The sequence below is a fragment of the Vibrio sp. NC2 genome (assembly GCF_025195005.1).
Lineage (GTDB): Bacteria > Pseudomonadota > Gammaproteobacteria > Enterobacterales > Vibrionaceae > Vibrio > Vibrio splendidus.
This window is the reverse complement of sequence record NZ_JANVFC010000001.1, coordinates 421,886-438,782: the sequence shown is the minus strand read 5'-3', so window position 1 is coordinate 438,782 and position 16,897 is coordinate 421,886. Positions and strand designations below refer to the sequence as shown.

18 protein-coding genes are annotated in these 16,897 nt (G+C 43.5%); 9 read left to right on the top strand and 9 right to left on the bottom strand.

Going from position 1 to position 16,897, the window contains the following annotated elements; all coding sequences use genetic code 11:
• The first annotated feature begins 922 nt into the window (after positions 1-922).
• The 5 genes from sbcB (at position 923) to purT (ending at position 6,011) form a co-directional block, all read left to right on the top strand.
• A complete protein-coding gene (gene sbcB / locus NX845_RS02005; protein WP_017091224.1) occupies positions 923-2,347 on the top strand; it encodes an exodeoxyribonuclease I in 1,425 nt (474 codons plus the stop codon).
• A 24-nt stretch (positions 2,348-2,371) separates the two neighbouring features.
• Complete coding sequence (locus tag NX845_RS02000; protein ID WP_017080643.1) at positions 2,372-2,743, top strand: CidA/LrgA family protein; 372 nt, start codon at positions 2,372-2,374, stop codon at positions 2,741-2,743.
• Between the two features lie 2 nt (positions 2,744-2,745).
• The gene (locus NX845_RS01995) at positions 2,746-3,423 is read left to right on the top strand and encodes an LrgB family protein (protein WP_017080642.1); all 678 of its coding nucleotides are present in this window, start codon (positions 2,746-2,748) and stop codon (positions 3,421-3,423) included.
• A gap of 357 nt (positions 3,424-3,780) precedes the next feature.
• Positions 3,781-4,668 (top strand): cytidine deaminase, encoded by an 888-nt coding sequence (gene cdd, locus NX845_RS01990; RefSeq protein WP_004734864.1) that lies wholly within the window; start codon positions 3,781-3,783, stop codon positions 4,666-4,668.
• Between the two features lie 167 nt (positions 4,669-4,835).
• Positions 4,836-6,011 carry a formate-dependent phosphoribosylglycinamide formyltransferase gene (gene purT, locus NX845_RS01985; RefSeq protein ID WP_102489429.1) on the top strand — a complete coding sequence of 392 codons (1,176 nt, stop codon included), beginning with the start codon at positions 4,836-4,838 and terminating at the stop codon, positions 6,009-6,011.
• Between the two features lie 193 nt (positions 6,012-6,204).
• Here the strand turns inward: purT and NX845_RS01980 are convergent, their stop codons facing one another.
• The gene (locus tag NX845_RS01980) at positions 6,205-6,858 is read right to left on the bottom strand and encodes a thiopurine S-methyltransferase (protein ID WP_260256455.1); all 654 of its coding nucleotides are present in this window, start codon (positions 6,856-6,858) and stop codon (positions 6,205-6,207) included.
• A gap of 323 nt (positions 6,859-7,181) precedes the next feature.
• Between NX845_RS01980 and NX845_RS01975 the strand changes: the two genes are divergently transcribed.
• Entirely contained in the window at positions 7,182-7,958 is a 777-nt protein-coding gene (locus NX845_RS01975; protein WP_017077978.1) for a RelA/SpoT domain-containing protein, read from the top strand.
• 131 nt (positions 7,959-8,089) lie between these two features.
• Here NX845_RS01975 and NX845_RS01970 read toward each other — a convergent pair whose 3' ends face one another.
• The 8 genes from NX845_RS01970 to ihfA all read right to left on the bottom strand — a co-directional run bounded on the left by NX845_RS01970 (position 8,090) and on the right by ihfA (position 14,073).
• Positions 8,090-8,689, bottom strand: a complete 600-nt coding sequence (locus NX845_RS01970) for a c-type cytochrome (protein WP_102575370.1) — start codon at positions 8,687-8,689, stop codon at positions 8,090-8,092.
• Positions 8,686-9,189, bottom strand: coding sequence for a cytochrome C (locus NX845_RS01965; protein WP_260256453.1), 504 nt, complete (start codon positions 9,187-9,189; stop codon positions 8,686-8,688). The genes NX845_RS01970 and NX845_RS01965 overlap by 4 nt, the downstream gene beginning before the upstream one ends.
• Positions 9,189-10,415: a molybdopterin-dependent oxidoreductase gene (locus NX845_RS01960; protein WP_260256452.1), complete on the bottom strand. Its 1,227-nt coding sequence runs from the start codon at positions 10,413-10,415 to the stop codon at positions 9,189-9,191. Before NX845_RS01960 ends, NX845_RS01965 begins: the two co-directional genes overlap by 1 nt.
• Positions 10,412-10,717, bottom strand: a complete 306-nt coding sequence (locus NX845_RS01955) for a c-type cytochrome (protein ID WP_004734857.1) — start codon at positions 10,715-10,717, stop codon at positions 10,412-10,414. The genes NX845_RS01960 and NX845_RS01955 overlap by 4 nt, the downstream gene beginning before the upstream one ends.
• Before the next feature lie 432 nt (positions 10,718-11,149).
• On the bottom strand, positions 11,150-12,016 hold the full coding sequence (locus NX845_RS01950; protein WP_260256451.1) for a DUF302 domain-containing protein: 867 nt from the start codon (positions 12,014-12,016) through the stop codon (positions 11,150-11,152).
• Between the two features lie 145 nt (positions 12,017-12,161).
• Complete coding sequence (locus NX845_RS01945) at positions 12,162-12,827, bottom strand: NAD(P)H-binding protein (RefSeq protein WP_017089322.1); 666 nt, start codon at positions 12,825-12,827, stop codon at positions 12,162-12,164.
• Positions 12,828-12,866: 39 nt separating this feature from the next.
• The gene (locus NX845_RS01940; protein WP_017089323.1) at positions 12,867-13,358 is read right to left on the bottom strand and encodes a hypothetical protein; all 492 of its coding nucleotides are present in this window, start codon (positions 13,356-13,358) and stop codon (positions 12,867-12,869) included.
• Positions 13,359-13,776: 418 nt separating this feature from the next.
• On the bottom strand, positions 13,777-14,073 hold the full coding sequence (gene ihfA, locus NX845_RS01935) for an integration host factor subunit alpha (protein WP_004734853.1): 297 nt from the start codon (positions 14,071-14,073) through the stop codon (positions 13,777-13,779).
• Between the two features lie 653 nt (positions 14,074-14,726).
• Between ihfA and NX845_RS01930 the strand changes: the two genes are divergently transcribed.
• The 3 genes from NX845_RS01930 to NX845_RS01920 all read left to right on the top strand — a co-directional run bounded on the left by NX845_RS01930 (position 14,727) and on the right by NX845_RS01920 (position 16,799).
• Positions 14,727-15,182: a Fur family transcriptional regulator gene (locus tag NX845_RS01930; protein WP_017080634.1), complete on the top strand. Its 456-nt coding sequence runs from the start codon at positions 14,727-14,729 to the stop codon at positions 15,180-15,182.
• 62 nt (positions 15,183-15,244) lie between these two features.
• The gene (locus NX845_RS01925; RefSeq protein WP_017092536.1) at positions 15,245-15,805 is read left to right on the top strand and encodes a carbonate dehydratase; all 561 of its coding nucleotides are present in this window, start codon (positions 15,245-15,247) and stop codon (positions 15,803-15,805) included.
• Positions 15,795-16,799 (top strand): GTP-binding protein, encoded by a 1,005-nt coding sequence (locus NX845_RS01920; RefSeq protein WP_260256450.1) that lies wholly within the window; start codon positions 15,795-15,797, stop codon positions 16,797-16,799. The genes NX845_RS01925 and NX845_RS01920 overlap by 11 nt, the downstream gene beginning before the upstream one ends.
• The last annotated feature ends 98 nt before the right edge of the window (positions 16,800-16,897 follow it).

Sequence of the window (16,897 nt, the reverse complement as noted above, 5' to 3'; positions counted from 1 at the left end):
AAATGAGGCGCAGTGAGAATAAGATCACGCAAATTGATATAAATAACACTAACAATAATAATGGTATTGGATCATTTTTACCAATTATATATAAAACTGGTTTTACACTTAATTCCTTTATTTTTGTATGTAATTACTTCTATAAAAAGACCTTAATTAAAGTAACCCTAAAATAAAGGACAAGAATAAAGGACAAGAATAAAGCCTTATTATATTCAGGTTAATTACTATATAGATCACCGTGTTGCAATACAGTCTCAGAAGTGAAACACACTGACAATTAAAATAAATTGTAATAAAAATGAAATATTAGAGTTTTCTTTATATCCAATTCAAACGAGGATTATAAAAAGCATTAAAAATGAGACAGAAATAACGCTCCAGTAAAATTAACCCCGACAATCATAAATACCGAAAAATTAATTAAATCTAAGAGGATTGTATTGCGAAAAACACCTTGATTGGACAGATCCAAGACAGGCAAGTGAAGCAGTTTAAACATCTGCGCTACGGATTAGACATCTGCGCTGCGGTTTAGACACAAGCACAGCGGATTAGCCTCAGGTACAGGTACAGCCGATTAGCCACCAGTCAAAAAACAACGAGATGTTTCTAATCACACAGCTTTAGAGTACAAGACAAACAAACTCATTCGCGGTAAACCTGAAACCCGACTCATCGCCTTACAACAGCTAAGGTGACAAGATAGGTTAAAAAAGAGGTACACAGGCAGAATTGTGACCATAGAAAAGCCACAATTGGATTCAAAACCTTCCCCACCGACTCGATTGAATAGTAAAGCACCGTTTTCCGGCAATTTATTTGTGATCTGGGTTGCACGCGTACCGCATACTATCAGATACTGAACAAAACTAACCTTCAGCCACAGTAAACGTTCCGCGCTTGCTGTTCAGGAAATTCAATGAGTTCAGATAATCAGCCGACCTACTTCTTTTTCGATTACGAAACGTGGGGCGTTAGCCCAGCAAAAGACCGTCCGAGTCAATTTGCGGGTGTTCGTACCGACCAAGATTTCAATGTTATTGGAGAGCCTCTGGTTATCTATTGCCAACCTCCCGCTGATTACCTCCCTGCGCCTGAAGCTGCACTGATCACCCGTATCACACCACAAAAAGCGGCTTCACAAGGTCTTCCTGAACCAGAGTTTATCGCTAAGATCCATGCTGAGTTGGCGAAACCAAACACCACAAGCCTTGGCTACAACAGTATTCGATTCGATGATGAAGTAACGCGTTACACCTGTTACCGAAACTTCATCGACCCATATGCGTGGAGTTGGCAGAACGGCAACTCGCGTTGGGATCTGTTAGATGTAATGCGCGCTGTTCACGCACTGCGCCCTGAAGGCATTGTTTGGCCAGAGAACGAAGAAGGTTATCCAAGCTTCAAACTGGAACACCTATCTGTGGCAAACGGCATTGAACATGAGAACGCGCACGATGCGATGGCCGATGTTATTGCGACCATCGAGTTAGCGAAGAAGCTGAAAGCTGCACAACCTAAGATGTTCGATTACCTCTACAACATGCGTCATAAGCGTAAGCTGAATGACCTGGTTGATATTGTAAACATGACACCATTGATGCACGTTTCGGGCATGTTTGGCCGTGACTGCAACTACACAAGTTGGATTGTGCCTATGGCTTGGCACCCAACCAATCAAAATGCCGTTATCGTGGTTGATTTAGCCAAAGATCCAAGCCCACTGTTAGAACTGGACGCTGATGAACTCAGAGACAGACTCTACACCAAACGCAGTGAACTGGGTGAAGACGAGCTACCCGTACCAATCAAATTGGTTCAACTGAACAAGTGCCCTATTCTTGCTCCAGCTAAAACGCTGACGGCTGAAAATGCCGAAACCATCGGTATCGATCGCCAACAATGCTTGAAGAACTTAGCACTGCTGCGCGAACACCCAGAGATCCGCGAAAAACTGATCGGCCTGTACTCACAAGAGCGCGAGTACGAAAAGAGTGATGATGTTGATACACACCTTTATGACGGTTTCTTCTCACCTGCTGATAAAACAGCGATGAACATCATTCGCGAAACTGACCCAAATAACTTGGCAGCTTTAGATATCACCTTCGGTGATGAACGTATTAAACCGTTACTGTTCCGTTACCGAGCTCGTCATTTCCCATGGACGCTCGACGAAGCTGAGCAATTGAAATGGGCGAACCATTGTCGTGAGTTTTATGAAAGCCGTTTAGAAGAGTACATGCTCAACCTTGAAAACCTCGCGCATGAACATGAAAGCGACGAGAAGAAAATGGCTATCTTGAAGGCGGTTTATCAATACGTAGAAAAGTTAGCTAGTTAATTCATTATCAAGAGATGTGACACTTTGAAAGAAAGATTGATCAAACTCGTTTACTGCTTAATCTCCTTCACCTTAATCATAGGTGCTCTCACTGCAGGCAACGCGTTACAACAATATCTAGAGACCTCTATCCCAGGCAGTATCTTTGGCATGTTGATCCTATTTACTGCCATGGTGATAGGTATCGTCCCTTCACATTGGGTACAGCCCGGAGCCAGTCTGATTATTCGTTTGATGATCTTATTGTTCGTCCCAATCAGTGTTGGATTAATGGATCACTTCGACATGCTTATCGCCAATGCACTACCAATTATGGCAAGTGCAGTTGGCGGAACGCTGATCGTATTGGTGTCTCTATCATGGTTCTTAGACCGCTTGCTTTCGAGAGGTAAATAATCATGTGGATTCTACTCACTATTGTAGTGTTCTTGTTTGCTCGCTGGGTAAGCCAGAAAGTGAACTCACCGCTGTGCAACCCTTTACTGATCAGCATTGGCATCATTATTCCTATTCTGTTGTTCTTCAAGGTCCCTTTCGAGACCTACTACGCAGACAACACTTGGATTACTTACATGCTTCAGCCTGCGGTTGTTGCACTTGCTTACCCGCTTTATGAACAGCTACCTCAAATCAGAGCCAACTGGCGCATTATTACCTTTGCTTGCACGCTAGGCAGTGTGATGTCGATGACAACGACAGCATTAATCGCAGTGGCTTTTAAAGCGGACTTAACTTTGATTGCGAGTTTATTAGGTAAATCAGTCACCACGCCAATTGCGATGGAAGTATCGAGCCATTTAGGTGGTGAAGCAGCGATTGCGGCAATTCTGGTATTGATTGTTGGTCTGTTTGGGGCAATTTTTGCTTACCCAATCTACAATCTCATTGGTATTAAGAGCCCTATCGCGCGTGGTTTAACCATGGGTACTGTGTCTCACGCTTTAGGCACGGCAACCTGTGCTGAAAAAAATCAGGAAGATGCTGCATTCAGTTCGTTGGCATTGGTTCTTTGTGGGGTTATCACCTCAATCATTGCACCGAGTATATTTTCGCTCGTGGTTTGGTTCTATTCTTAACCACTTTGATTACAGTTTATACGCGTTCTAATAGATGAGTTGGTAAATAGCTAAACTCACTGGTTCGCGACTTTTAGGCGTTACAGATATCAATAAGCCCAAGCATAACCTGATTATTTCAGTGATAGCTTGGGCTTTTTTCTCTCATTTATTCATCAATACGTGACAAACCAAACTCAATTTCAAGCAATAAGTGCGATATCAATGGTAGTTTTTACTCTTGCAATCGATTTCATCTGTGACCTCACTCTAACTATGCAAACCAATGTAACAACAACAACACAGTGGTGATCAAAGTCACAGAAAATTCCTGAGCATTGCATAGAATTAAAGCCTAAGGTCAATTAAGGATTCAACATGAACAGTCGTATTACCCTGGCGCTGGAAAGTGCTCCAACAGCAATCAAAGCACTTTTGAGTGACATCGTATTAGCAGACAACTTTGACGCGACATTGTCTCCAGAACAATTTGCTAGCCTACTGCAAGCAAGTGGTTTAGCGGATGACGAGCTACGTATTGCGCTACTTCCTTTTGCCGCAGCCTATTCTTACGCTCCGTTATCTGACTTTTATGTTGGTGCAATCGTGCGTGGTTTATCTGGCACTCTGTATTTTGGTGCAAACCTTGAAATCGCTGGTGCTCAACTTGGCCAAACAGTACACGCTGAGCAATCTGCAATCAGCCACGCTTGGATGAAAGGCGAACAAGGTATTTCTGATATCACCATCAACTTCAGCCCTTGTGGTCACTGTCGTCAATTCATGAACGAACTGACCACAGCAAAAGAACTTAAAGTTCAGCTTCCACAACGTGATGAAATGTCTCTGCAAGAGTACCTACCAGACTCATTCGGCCCTGCTGATTTAGGTGTGACGACTGGCCTAATGACTAAGCTTGATCATAAACACACGACTGAAGAAACAACGCCTATTGTTGTAGAAGCGCTAGCAGCACTAAACCGCAGCCATGCTCCTTACACCAAAAACCTAAGTGGTGTTTCACTGCAATTGACTTCGGGTGAGATTTTCACCGGTGCTTACGCTGAAAACGCAGCGTTCAACCCGAGCTTACCTCCTCTACAAGTGGCGTTGATTCAACTTAAACTGGCTGGCTTCGATTTTGAACAGATTGAAAGTGCAGCGTTGGTTGAAATTGCCGAAGGTAGCATCAGTCACCTAGCGGATACGCAATCTACATTAGAAGCGATTAATCCCGACATTCCAGTGACTTACTTAGCAATCTAAGTACATCTAATTAACAAAATTTTAAATAAGCAGCCCTATTTAACGGGGCTGCTTTTTTTATACCTGTAATTAACGCAACAACTTGCGCAAACGTTTGCTTTTATCATTAAAATAAGTATGATCACCCCGTTTTCAATCAATCGCTCAAAAGATCGGAAGGAATTTCTATGTTTGGTACTGCTACTCGTGAAAATGCTACTCGTGTACTTCTATTAGGTTCAGGTGAACTCGGCAAAGAAGTTGCTATCGAGTGCCAACGTTTAGGCTTGGAAGTTATTGCATGTGACCGTTACGCAGACGCACCCGCAATGCAAGTTGCACATCGTAGTCATGTATTAGACATGTTAGACGGCGATGCACTGCAAGCAGTCATTGAACTAGAAAAGCCAGATTATGTGGTTCCTGAAATTGAAGCTATTGCCACCAGCAAGTTGGTAGAGCTAGAAGCGCAAGGCTTAAATGTCGTTCCCACTGCAAATGCGACTAAGCTAACGATGAACCGCGAAGGTATCCGTCGCCTAGCTGCAGAAGAGCTAAAGCTGAGCACTTCTCCTTACCGCTTTGCAGACACCTTTGAAGACTTCGCTACCGCTGTTGAATTCGTGGGCATGCCTTGCGTTGTTAAGCCAGTAATGAGCTCTTCAGGTAAAGGCCAAAGCGTTATCAAAACAGAGGAAGACATTCAAAAGTCTTGGGACTACGCACAAGAAGGCGGTCGTACTGGCGCGGGTCGCGTAATCGTTGAAGGCTTCATCGACTTTGATTACGAAATTACGCTACTTACCGTTCGCGCAGTCGACGGTGTGCATTTCTGTGCGCCTATCGGTCACCGCCAAGAAGATGGTGATTACCGTGAATCATGGCAGCCACAAGTCATGTCAGACAACGCACTTAAAACAGCGCAATACACAGCTGAACAAGTGGTTAATGCACTAGGTGGTCACGGTATCTTCGGCGTAGAGCTGTTTGTTAAAGGCGATCACGTTATCTTCAACGAAGTATCCCCTCGTCCACACGATACTGGCTTAGTGACATTGATGTCTCAAGACTCATCTGAATTCGCACTGCACGTACGCGCCTTTACTGGTATGCCGATCAAATCCATCACGCAATACGGTCCGTGTGCATCAGCGGTTATTCTGGGCCAAGGCACTTCAACCAACATTCGTTTTGAAGGTCTTACAGAGGCGCTAGACGCACCACAGACGCAAGTTCGCTTGTTTGGTAAACCTGATATCGATGGTCGCCGTCGTCTAGGTGTGGCGCTGACTCGTCGCAACAGCACTGAGACTGCGATTGAAGATGCAATTGAGAGTGCTTCTAAAGTAAAAGTAATTTACTAGCTGCTAATTACTATTTTCTAGCTAATGACTACTAATTGGTAACGACTAACTCAGGTCTGAACCATTACGTTCTCGCATCTGAACAATCACGACTTCAAATCTGAACAACAAAAAGACGGGCTATCGAGCCCGTCTTTTTGTTGGTGTTATCTTTTTTATTGAAGCGGTCTTTTCGCTAGAGAGCTCACTGCGCTTAAGCGTCTGACTCAATCAAGTACACTTCTTCACTAAATCGAGACAAGCCTTTTTTGGCAATCTTCGGATGTTCATCGTCTGCAATATCTTGATTCAACAATGTGATTTTGTATCCCGCGAACAACTGATCAATCTCTAGTTTAGGTACGCTAAACGGAGGCCCTGCCATCTCGTCTTGGTCGTAATCTAGAGTCACCAGAAGGATCTTACCACCCGATTTCAGCAGTTGTTTCAAACGCTCTACATACTGCACTCGCATCTCTTCAGGCAATGCGACTAAAGACGCGCGATCATAAATGGTATCGACAGGCTGGATTGGCGCAGAGAAGTAGTCGCCCGTGTAGATGTTCAGTTCATCGAATTGATACAGCTCGTGCTGACCACTGATTTGAGTCACAGTCGGGGTGTAAAGGTGCTCTGCAAAAAATGCGCGAACCGCAATCTGGCTGAGTTCGACCCCTTGCACATCACTATGCTTTGTCGCCAACCAAATCAAATCTTCACTCTTACCACAAAGTGGAACAAACACACTTTTCTCGTAGCTAGGCTCAGTATTTTCCCAAAATTTAATCAGAAGTGGGTTTACATCTTCGAGGTGGAAACCAATTTGGTTGGCTGCCCATTTATTGTGCCAAAATTCAGGATTATTCATCTTTCGTTCATGTTAAACAGTCATAATGCAAGGGTACAGTATAGAGAGGTAAGAGCAACCTTAGCTTGGTTTAAACTACCACATTGGTTTCGATGAAATCAGAAACTGGCTAAGTTCAAAGTTCTAATAATTGCGGAACTAACGGTTGGATTATTTGTCTATATCTTCACATTTTAGAGCAATATTAAACGTTAGAGTTGGTTTCTGTCTTAGCTAGCCCCATTTAATATGTAGTGAGTTTAGTTAAGCTGTTTTTACTCTTATGCGTTACTGGTTACCCCTTTTGACTACCCGTTTTTGTAACCTTGTATTTTGGAGTTTGAATGAGTGTATTTCTCCGTACGACGGCCCTAATGCTATTGGTATTGAGCCGAGCGCCTGCATTCGCAGCAGCACCTGTTTCAACAAGTTCGACTGATCAAACGCGCACTCCTGCGCAAAACCAAGTTTCATCAAACGTATTCCGTCATAGTTTGAGCGGCCTTTACGGCATCAAAGCCTTCGACTCACGCCCGACTCAGCCTTACACCGACTTCGATATTCTGTACAGCAAAGCACATCAAGGCCAAGCTGAACTAGAAACTATCTGTAAAAGTACTGCCCTACTCACCAATTCTGAAGCGCTGTTTGCTGGCGTTAAATCTCAAGCTCGTGCAGAAGAAAAAATCGCCCTTGAGCTTGATGGTGATGTAACAAAAATTACCGACTTAGCTCGTGCAACTATCATCGCGAATGATGTCGAGAGCTTGGTTGAAGTTTACGAAGCACTAAGCCGTGAAGCAGACGTTGTTAAACTGAAAAACAAGTTTAAATCACCGGCTGACTCTGGTTACCGTGACCTTAACTTGTTGGTTCGTTTGCCTAAAACCAACATCATTGCAGAGGTTCAACTTCACTTAAAAGCAATTGCTGATGTGAAAAGTGGTCCTGAGCACGAGCTGTACGAAATTATCCAAGGTATTGAGCGTCACGCAATTGCAGAACAACGCCCTATCAATGACATTGAAGCGGCACAAATTAATAGCCTAAGACGCCAATCTTTAGAGCTTTACCAACAAGCATGGCAACCTTACATTACCACGCACATCAAAGCGGCTTAACCACTGGCATAAACGCTTATCACAAACAAGAACGACAAAGGGCTGCATAATCTCAGCCCTTTGTTTTATTTACTGTTTTACCTATCGAGCCTCGTAAAAACCAACTTAACCAACGTCCCAGAAAGCCTCACCTATTGGTGATAATACTCTTTAGTGCGATTGTATAAATCCAATGGCTTCAACGTGCTATAAAACGCAGCCGCATCTTGTAAGTCTTCATCCGAAAGGTGTTTCACCACCGACTGCATGTACAAATCTTGGCGCTCATCGCTTTTAAAATTGCGCAGCTGCTTAAGAATATACCCAGCTTTCTGACCTTTGATGTTGGGATAAGATTGTACGAAGGGAATAATTTTGTCGCCATGGCACTGACTACATAAGTTCTGAACCAACTTTTCACCTGAAACTAAACTAGGTATGTAATCTTTGGTGGTTACCTTGCTATCGACAAGCGTTTCAACCTCAGTTTTAGCTTCCGCTTTAAGCTTCGGTGCTGGTTCCAACTCTATCCCTAATGATTCGACTCGCGAGGCAACTTTATCTTCAGTGCTCGGCTGTTCATCAGTACACGCCGATAACGACAAAACTACTGCTGCAGCGGCTATCGCAATAGCTCTATTAGCAACAACTCTATTAACAATAGCTCTATTAACAACAGCTCTATTAACTATAGCTCCATTCGCAACAATTCCATTTACAAGAGAGGTCCGTTTTAATCGATTGATGATCATTGGCTCTCTCCCGGCATAGGTGGCATCAAGGCGCTATCAATTGGCTTACGACGATACTTGTTCATATCGATGCCTTTGTTTTGATAGTAAGTACTGAGGTAGTCCAATACTGGATCCCAAGTATCAGACAGATCCCACAGCCCTTGAGTGTCGACCATCCACTGAATGGTTTCACGCCATTGCTCTCTGTTGCCACTGTTCTGAGCAACGATTAAGCTGGTATGGCAGGCGTTACATTGCCCTTTCACTGTCTCCCAACCGGGTGCCATGATCAGACCCGACGCTTTATCTACGCCGTAGTACTCTTTTGGGTTCTCTGGAATGTCTTCAGCATGAACAAGCATCGACGTTAACAAGCTGCACACCAATGCCGCTCTCATTATGCCTTTACGGTAACTGCGCTGACTGACAGGAGTGGAGTCTGCATGAAATGAGAGGCCATCAATCAAATTGACTTGTTTCGAACGGCCATAATTAGGCTTATTGGAAATAGACGGCATCACGACACTCTTACAGCAATACGGTGACAACCATTGAACAGATAACCTTTAGGGTTCCATTGCGGTTGTACGACTGGCTGGCTATCGCCTTCACTGTCGGTTGCCTTTGCCCAGATCTCGTAATAACCAATCGTAGGAAGGTCTAAATCAGCTTCCCACTGTTGCCACGCGCCCTTATTTACTGGCTTGTTCAGCTTCGCATCATGCCAAGTAGTACCGTAATCGTAACTCACTTGCAGCTTCTCAACTGTTCTCAAGCCAGCCCAAGTATGACCACTGACTTTGACCTTCTTACCTAACGTAAACTCAGTGCCACTCTTTGGCGAAGTAATTAACGATTTAACGATCATCTCTTCAATGATTCGGAAATCTTTATTATCCACTTTCTCACCCGGTGCGATTGGGTTCTTAGGAACTTGATAGGCAGGAGCTGCCATCTTGTGTCCATCATGGATCTTATTTCGAATACTGATGCCGGTCGTGCATTTCTGAGAAACAGAAGCCGGTCGGCCGCCAAATACCGTTCGTAGCGGATAACCATGGAGATAAGGGATCGGCTCGCCATTCATTTCCCATGCGATTAACGCGTTATCGTCCATCGCAGCTGCAATGGGAACGCCACGTGAAATCGCCTCACCTTTACCACTCAAGTGCTTATCAAAGCCATGGTTACCGACGTAAACCGCATCATCTTTAATGCCACAGTCTTTAAGCACATCACTCAGCAACACACCTGTCCACTGTGAGCAATAGACGCCAGCATTGCTCCATTGATTGCCTTTGGTGCTTGGATAAAAGTTATTACGGCTGTTACCACCACACTCCAACACAAGGCTTTGCGTGTGATGCTTAAACTTAGATTTGAGCTCAGCTATCGTGTAGGTTTTGCTCTGTTTTACCGATTCACCTTTCACTTCGAAGGTCCAAGTATCAGGGTCCATCTCCGTAAAATCTGGCATCAAGCCATTCCAACGAACAAAGGGAACACCTGTAGGAGTCACAGCAGGCGCAAGCATACTTTCTGGCGGATACGCATTCAAAGGGTTGGTATTTAAAACGGTGTAGTAATCCGGTAGATCTTCTGCTTTTGCCCACGTTAATGCATTGATGTCCAGTGCAGCTAAACCTTCAGGGCGATTCGCGGCAAATACCCACGACACCGGCAATGCAGATACTGCGGTTGCTGAAAGCGCGGCTTTAAGGAACTGTCTTCTATCTAAACTCATTGCGGTGACCCTGTGTTATTCAGTTGGTAAAAGTAATTGGCTAACTTCTTGATGTCTTCTTCTGACAATAGTTGCGCGACTTTAGACATCGTTTTGTCCTCACGCTTACCACTTTTAAAGTCAGTCAGTTGCTCAGTAAGGTAGACTTGGTTTTGCCACTTAAGGTTAGGGATAGAGGGAAACGAGGTGTCGTTGTTACTGCCATGACAAGCAATGCACATATTGGCGAGTTGCTGGTACTCCGCTGCCGAAGCGACAGTCGATAAAAAGAGTAACATCAAAGCTAAAGCGGACTTACGCAAAGCTTCTCCTTAGATTCAGATTAACAAAATAGATTGACTGGCTGTTTATTGAGCGTATTACAGCAAATAACTCGGGTGATTTAAATTCAATTAGATTTAACCTCTGTTCAATTTTACTGAACGGATTTCAAAAACAAATAAGGTGCGTTGAATACATACTGCCTAGATGTCCATTTTAAATGTACGGGTAATAAATAAAGACGGGCGTCGATGTATGGAGACAAGATAAGGTGCTGGGAACAAAGTTGTATGACTGAGCTGAAGTGGTAGGTATTGATCGACTGTGGAGAGTCACTAGAACAAAAGAGCTCTGCTTGACGGGCGTAAACAGAGCTCATGCGATGGTAATTGGTAAACTATAGATATAGATATAGATATGCAGACTTACTGGAACCGCTTAGCAAACAAATAGCGCTTCTAGTAAAACAGCCCCTACTTCGATACAGCTCCGCCAAGGGTTTTGCTTAATCGAAAGTTAATAATCTTGTGAGATATTGCGTTATCGCCGTAATGCAGTTCCGACATATCGACAATGTCGTTATAGAGCACAATCACCTTGCCCTCTTGCTCGATAACAAGAACCTTTTGACCAAAAGCATCTAAACCAATACTAGGAAAATCAGTCATCGCGGTCGCGCCAGGCGCTGGCCCTCCAAACACTAACAAAGTTGCTTTAGGAAGCGATTGTCCAATCGATTCGGCCCGAGCTTTGTAGTCCCAATTCATAAACCAAACCGTGTCATCTTGTTCAAGAACATCTCGCTTAATGTTCTTTAACGTCGTCTCAAAGTCATAATCAGATTCAAGCGCTTCAATGCCATACCCTTGCTCTAAGGTGTCACTATTAACCGCAGAAGCGTTGTCTAGCCCACGAACAAGCTGTTCAATCTTCAATTGGTATTGTGTAAGCGTGGCGTCATCTGTGATCCCATGTCTTTTTCGAATAAACTCTGCATCTGTGTAGACCGTTTTTTGAATCCCGCCTTCCATGTAGTTTAAAACTCGAAAAGGCAGATCGAGTCCTACTTCCGGGTTGAGTTTTAATAATGCGGTATTAAGAGCGTCATTGGTGTAGAAATCCACACGACTTGGAGCCAAATACTCTCCTGCTTGTTCCGCTAAACGAGAATGGTCGATAGTCAGCACATGATCCAAACTTTGCCCTTGCGCATTAGCTTCGACGGTCAAAGCATTCTGATCGACGGCTTGTAGGTCAGAGACATAAGCAATGGGATCGACTGTTGACTCACATCCCATCAAAGGTAACGCCAGCAACATCATTAAAGAACGATTTTTCATTGATAACCTCTTAATTTTTAATCACATGGCCGACAAAGCTATGCCTATACCTATACCTATACCTATACCTATACAGTATCAGTATCAGTATCAGTATCAGTATCAGTATCAGTATCAGTATCAGTAGAGTGAACGCAGATTCACGCTAAGAAATGAGCTGATTCATCGCAACCGAATTCAATCTTTCGACCTGATTAGAATGAGGCATCATCGATATCGTCAAAATGCTTTGAGCAATAACTGACGACTCAATCGGGACATACTTACTTAGATTGCCGATCATTAGCGGCTTAACAATTTTCAATAAACCTTGCAGAAATTTTTCATCCGTTCTTTTCTCATCACGGTAGCCCGCTAAAGGCCCGGGATGTAAAAAAGTCGTTTGTTCGAAACCCAGAGATTCGACCTTTGCTTCCATTTCACCTTTGCAACGAAGGTAATGGGAACGAGCGTTAATATCCGCTCCAAGGCATGACACAACAATGATGTGACCTACGCCAAGCTGCTGCATTTTCTCAGCGGTCGCTGTGACTAAATTGACATCAATTTCGCGCAGTTTTTCTTTCGTGCCAGCTTTCTTAATCGTGCTACCCAAAGCAATGATGCCAACCTCAGGCGGTTGATCCATTGTGATGTCTGGAGAGACTGATAGCGCTTCGTCAATCACTTGAGTCAACTTAGAACCTTCAACAGCCAATCGATGTCGGGACAATGCATAAACGCGATTTACCTCATCACTTTTAAGCAGTGCAGCAAGCGTTTCTTTACCGACTAGGCCACTCGCACCAGCAATAATTATTGATTTGTTCATATTGGTCTCACCATTTAGTCGATTAACACTTACTCTGTACTATTTAATTTCTTCAAGCATTGCGTTAGGTATGATGCTTTCGATGGAAATGTACTGCTCAACATCGAGTAACAAGAAACAGCCATAAGCCAAACCACTCCAACCTAGGATCGACAACGTCAGCATGGCGAACGTCTTTCTCCAATCTTGATTCAGCCGCTTCGAAACAAAGGTGTAGCTTGGAATTCCCACCAGAACAGGGGCTAAAACAGCCATCGTGAGTTGACCGTATTTATTCCATCGCTTCATAAAGCGTCTCAGCTTGGGCTTAAAAGCAACGGTTTTGTGCCGATTAAAAATGCTCGAATAAACTGGCGCGACCTTCCACCCAACGTAAGCTGCCAGCAATGCGGGAAGTAGATTAAATAATAGCATTTCAGGGTATGAATATGACATGAGCGCTGCCAGAGCAGGCCCTGAATACGTTTTCCAAAGACTCAATAGCGCCATTGAAAACCCAATGAATAGATAACTTTCCAATGCTAGTGTCATAGATGCGATTCTCTCTTTGAACTGCCTGTTTGAAAGGCTCTGTGCAGAAATGCGCTGATTTTCAGTCACCCTTTCATTCTGTACTGCTGACACAATAAACAAAACAAACCGATCGGTCTAGTGTTTTTTTGAATCTGTTTACATTGAGCTCCTAGTACAAGCATAAGAAGCAAACTAGACAATTGGGTGAACTTTAAAAGTATATGGTGCAGATTAAGTTATGACAGAAGCAGAAATACATCAGTCGTAAGCAGTGGGATTGAGAGAACCAACCGTGAAATCAACGAATCTTAAGAGATGGGCATAATGATGGTGAATCTAGGATTGGGTTTGGAATTTGGAAGCCGTTAGAGATTGAATGGTTGTTTTCTTTGGGATAGATACAAAAAGACCACGCTAGGCGTGGTCTATTGCTTGGCTACTTCTCGATTTTAATATTCTCAACTCGGGCCTTTAATTTTTGTCCCGGTCTAAAAGTAACAACACGTCGAGCAGAAATTGGAATGTCTTCACCAGTTTTCGGATTACGACCAGGTCGCTCGTTTTTCTCACGAAGATCAAAGTTACCAAAACCAGACAGTTTTACCTGTTCGCCATTTTCAAGTGCCTTACGAACTTCTTCGAAAAACACTTCAACCGTTTCCTTGGCATCCCGCTTGCTGTATCCGAGTGTTTCAAACAGGTTCTCAGCCAAATCGGCTTTAGTGAGTGCCATAAAACTTTCCTCAAAGCTATGTTATACATTGCTACCATCGCCAGTAGCGCCAAAGCATTTACCCTATTCAATCAATGAGATAAGGTCGTTTACAAGGAAAGTGTATGCCAAGCTTCTGATTTTCGCCAACTTTTTTATCTCAACTATTTAATTATTCTTTCAAATCAGAAAGATAAGTCGCTTGTAAAGTCACATATATGGCTAAAAAACATCTACTTAACCATCATCAAATAGAACAATACACCTATTAGTTGACTAAAAATAGAATTTAATACTTTAGAGACCTAAATGATAATTTTTGAGACTTTTCTCCGATACCCAATAAAATCAGCCACTTGATTTGATATCGAACTCAACAGAGGTTATTAAATAAGCGTTATTAAATATGAGATTTGTATCATTTCAGCATTTAATTCGAATTAGCCTATATCAACACGTGTGCATTTAGGATTTTACCCGACAATCACAACGTCATAAAAAAGCTTCTTTGGAACAACATGCAAAATGATTGGCAATAAACAGATAATATTCATCTACAAAGTAAGCTTGAAAAGAGAGATCCCACCTAAGAGGTTCTTTAAGTAAAAGTTCGTTCCTTGCGACTGTTTGTTATGTTATAACATACCCATATTATCACTAATTTTGTGGATTGAATGAGAGACATCGAAGCGATCATCGAGCACGTAAAACAAGGCTGTAAAACAAACGGAAAACAGTTTACCGCTAAGAGACTGTTGATACTGCGTGCACTGGTTCATGCCGACAGAGCGCTGTCTGCGTATGAACTCGTTGAATATTGTAAGGAACACTTTGATCAACACGTTCAAGCGATGTCGGTTTACCGGGTATTAGAATTTCTCGAAGAGCAGCACTTAGCGCACAAACTAAAAGTCTCCAATAAGTACATACTTTGCGACCATATCCTTTGCGATCATGAACACGGTATCCCGCAATTTTTGATTTGCTCTAAGTGCGACAAAATCAGCGAGCAAACCATCGCCCCTTCCATTATTCGCGATCTTCAATCTCACGCAAAGCAAGAAGGCTTCACCGTAATAAGCCCGCAGTTAGAGATCAGCTGCGTATGCGATGAATGCGTCGATACATAAATGCCCAGAGCCATCAATGGTGGTATGCCCAGTGGCATTACGAAAAAATAAAAGAGCTCAATATGTTAAGAAGAAACCCTAGCGGCCATATGCCAAACGTGTCCGAAACCGCCTTCATTGATCCGACCGCCATCATCTGCGGTAAAGTCATCATTGAAGATAACGTGTTTATCGGCCCCTACGTCGTCATTCGTGCCGACGAGGTTAACGAACAAGGTGACATGGAAGCCATCGTGATTAAGCGCGACACCAATATTCAAGATGGTGTGGTTATTCACTCTAAAGCAGGAGCAGCGGTTACCATCGGAGAACGCTCTTCTATCGCTCACCGCTCCATCATTCATGGGCCTTGTGAAGTCTGTGACGATGTCTTTATTGGCTTCAACTCGGTGGTATTCAATGCTGTGATTGGTAAAGGTTGCGTAATTCGCCACAACTGTGTGGTAGATGGGCTCGATTTACCGGAAAGCTTCCATGTGCCACCAATGACCAATATAGGCTCAGGGTTTGATTTAAATAGCATCTCAAAAGTGCCACCCGAATACTCTGCATTTTCAGAGTCTGTGGTTTCAGCCAACCACACCCTAGTTCAAGGCTATAGGAGAATTGCCAATGAGCTCTGATAAGTCACCTATGTTAGGCATTCCTACCAACATTATTACCGGGTTCCTGGGAGTAGGAAAAACCTCTGCGATTCTCAACCTAATGAAGAACAAGCCAGTAAATGAACGCTGGGCTGTGTTAGTGAATGAGTTTGGAGAAATCGGCGTTGATGGCAGCTTGATTCAAGGTAACCAGACCACACAACAAGTGTTCATTCGTGAAGTACCCGGTGGTTGCATGTGTTGCGCGGCAGGTTTACCGATGCAAATCGCGCTCAACCAATTGCTATCAGAAGCAAAACCAGACCGCTTGTTAATCGAACCAACAGGGCTTGGGCACCCTAAAGAAGTGCTGCAAGTTTTGTCTTCTGAGCACTACCGTAAAGTCCTGTCACTACAGAAGAACGTCACCTTAGTCGATGCGCGTAAGCTCTCTGATTTTCGCTACTCAAATCACGATACCTTCAATCAGCAAATCTCTATTGCCGATACGGTGGTTGGTAACAAGGTCGACTTATATCAAGATGGCGACGCCGAAGCACTGGCTGAATACGTCACCCAGATTTGTCACCCGAATACCAAGTTGGTCTTCGCTCATCATGGAAAAGTCCCTTTTGAAGAGTTCGAAGGAGACACTAGTTTCTTCAGTCAACAAGCGCACCATCACCACCACATCCATAAACAAGAAAAGCCGCTCGCTTCAGAATTACCGATGCCAGAAAGCGGCATGATCACAGCGACCAACCAAGGTGAAGGTTTTGAAAGCGTTGGTTGGCGATTCTCAGCAGAGAAATTGTTTGACCACCAGCGTTTGAGACACTTTTTAGTTGGATTAAAAGCAGAGCGAATGAAAGCGATATTCATTACCCCAAGTGGTATCTTCGGCTACAACTTAACAGAAGATGGTTTGACGGAATCAGAGCTCGATGAGTGTGCCGAAACCAGAATTGAAGTGATCGGGCACCAAATAGATGAAGACCTAGAGTGCCAATTGCTCAAATGTATGGTGACTTGATCGCTTAGTTACTTGATCGCCTAGTTTCCTGATCGTTTAGTTAATAGAGTTCTGAATTAAGAGCTAGTTAATTGAGAGCAAGTGAATAGAGTGCTGTT

Coding starts and splice junctions, on each gene's coding strand:
- NX845_RS01960 (WP_260256452.1), bottom strand. CDS start 10,415: ATGAGTTTAGATAGAAGACAGTTCCTTAAAGCCGCGCTTTCAGCAACC.
- NX845_RS01975 (WP_017077978.1), top strand. CDS start 7,182: ATGAGTGTATTTCTCCGTACGACGGCCCTAATGCTATTGGTATTGAGC.
- sbcB (WP_017091224.1), top strand. CDS start 923: ATGAGTTCAGATAATCAGCCGACCTACTTCTTTTTCGATTACGAAACG.
- NX845_RS01980 (WP_260256455.1), bottom strand. CDS start 6,858: ATGAATAATCCTGAATTTTGGCACAATAAATGGGCAGCCAACCAAATT.
- NX845_RS01925 (WP_017092536.1), top strand. CDS start 15,245: ATGTTAAGAAGAAACCCTAGCGGCCATATGCCAAACGTGTCCGAAACC.
- NX845_RS01920 (WP_260256450.1), top strand. CDS start 15,795: ATGAGCTCTGATAAGTCACCTATGTTAGGCATTCCTACCAACATTATT.
- purT (WP_102489429.1), top strand. CDS start 4,836: ATGTTTGGTACTGCTACTCGTGAAAATGCTACTCGTGTACTTCTATTA.
- NX845_RS01995 (WP_017080642.1), top strand. CDS start 2,746: ATGTGGATTCTACTCACTATTGTAGTGTTCTTGTTTGCTCGCTGGGTA.
- ihfA (WP_004734853.1), bottom strand. CDS start 14,073: ATGGCACTCACTAAAGCCGATTTGGCTGAGAACCTGTTTGAAACACTC.
- NX845_RS01950 (WP_260256451.1), bottom strand. CDS start 12,016: ATGAAAAATCGTTCTTTAATGATGTTGCTGGCGTTACCTTTGATGGGA.
- cdd (WP_004734864.1), top strand. CDS start 3,781: ATGAACAGTCGTATTACCCTGGCGCTGGAAAGTGCTCCAACAGCAATC.
- NX845_RS01930 (WP_017080634.1), top strand. CDS start 14,727: ATGAGAGACATCGAAGCGATCATCGAGCACGTAAAACAAGGCTGTAAA.
- NX845_RS01965 (WP_260256453.1), bottom strand. CDS start 9,189: ATGCCGTCTATTTCCAATAAGCCTAATTATGGCCGTTCGAAACAAGTC.
- NX845_RS01940 (WP_017089323.1), bottom strand. CDS start 13,358: ATGACACTAGCATTGGAAAGTTATCTATTCATTGGGTTTTCAATGGCG.
- NX845_RS01945 (WP_017089322.1), bottom strand. CDS start 12,827: ATGAACAAATCAATAATTATTGCTGGTGCGAGTGGCCTAGTCGGTAAA.
- NX845_RS01970 (WP_102575370.1), bottom strand. CDS start 8,689: ATGATCATCAATCGATTAAAACGGACCTCTCTTGTAAATGGAATTGTT.